Below are 1,619 nucleotides of genomic sequence, written 5' to 3'. Positions count from 1 at the left end.
AAAAAAAAAAATTCACACCTTAACTAAAAAAATCTCACTAATCTACACCAAAATCTTATAACAATACAAAACTAAATAATAAAAAATCAACAAAAACCATAATAATAAAAATATCTAATAAAAATTAAAAAAAACAAAAAACTAAACAATTTCATCATTATAAAAATCTCAATTAAAAACAAAAATAAACCACTAACATAAAACAAAAAAATAAATACCAACTTTACAAAACAAAAAAAAAATAACAAAACATATATAAAAAAACATTATTAAACAAAATTTTAAACACTAAAAATCTAAATCAAACATACAAAAAAATAAAAAAAAATAAAAACTCCACAAACACCAATAAAATAACTATACAAAAATTAAAAACATATATCACACTAAACAAAAAAAAACTCATCTCTCAAATTCAACAAAAAAAATATCAACCCCAACCCATACTACAAATTAAAATTCCCAAACCAAACAATAAAATAAAACTTTTAAATATTCCAACAATCAAAAACCAACTTATCCAACAAACCATTACACAAATTCTTACACCAATATTTAATAAAAAATTTAATAAACACAATTATAAATTTAAACCTAATAAATATACAAAAATAACAATTATTCAAACACTAAAATACTTAAATAATAATCATAAATAAATTATAAACATAAATCTCAAACAATTCTTCAATACAATTAATCACAATAAATTAATAAACCTCATCTCAAAAACAATCCAAAACAAAAACATCATCTCACTCATCCATAAATTCTTAATAAACAATATACAAATTAATAAAAATTATAAAAAAACCATTATAAACACACCCCAAAAAAAAAACTTATCTCCACTACTTAATAACATTATACTCAACAAACTTAATACAAAACTAAAAAATCATAAACTTCACTTCATACATTATACAAATAACTATATCATTATAATTAAAAATAAAATAACAACAAAACAAATAATAAAATCAATAACTAAATTCATTAAAAAAAAACTAAATTTAATAATCAACACCACAAAAACAAAAATAACAAAACCTAATAACCCCAATATAAAATTTCTAAAATTCAATTTCTTTAAAAATCCTCAAATCAAAATATATAAAACAAAACCACATCAAAAATCAATAAATAACTTTAAATTTAAACTAAAACAATTAACTAAAAAAAACTAAAATATAAAAACAAAATTTCAAATTAAACAAATCAATCAAATAATACAAAACTAAATTAATTATTTTAAAATCAATTTCATAAAAAAAACTCTCAAACACATAAACAATCACACAAAATTTCAACTCAAAATATATATCTAAAAAAAATAAAAAACCCCTAAAAACAAAAAAAAAAACCTTATTAAACTCAAAATAAATAAACACACTACTTATAAATACAATTATTCAAACAAAAAAACAATTAAAATAACTTATTCTTAAATACTTACAAAAACAATTACCAATAAAAAATTAACTCAATTCAATCTATTATCTAACATCCAACATTACAAAAAAATACATACTTAATATAAATTTAAACCACCATATACAAAACCATACATACAATAATATAAAAAATCAAAAACTAATAACCTCCTCCTACTCAATATA

General features: G+C 17.9%; 1 protein-coding gene. It reads left to right on the top strand.

The features are described from left to right. Window positions 1–659: 659 nt before the first annotated feature. On the top strand, window positions 660–1,187 hold the full coding sequence (locus A33I_RS21570) for a reverse transcriptase domain-containing protein (RefSeq protein ID WP_083477703.1): 528 nt from the start codon (window positions 660–662) through the stop codon (window positions 1,185–1,187). Window positions 1,188–1,619 lie beyond the last annotated feature (432 nt).

It is taken from the genome of Alkalihalophilus marmarensis DSM 21297 (assembly GCF_000474275.2).
Lineage (GTDB): Bacteria > Bacillota > Bacilli > Bacillales > Bacillaceae_D > Alkalihalophilus > Alkalihalophilus marmarensis.
Note: the sequence above shows the minus strand (reverse complement) of the source record. Positions and strands in the feature narration are given on the sequence as shown.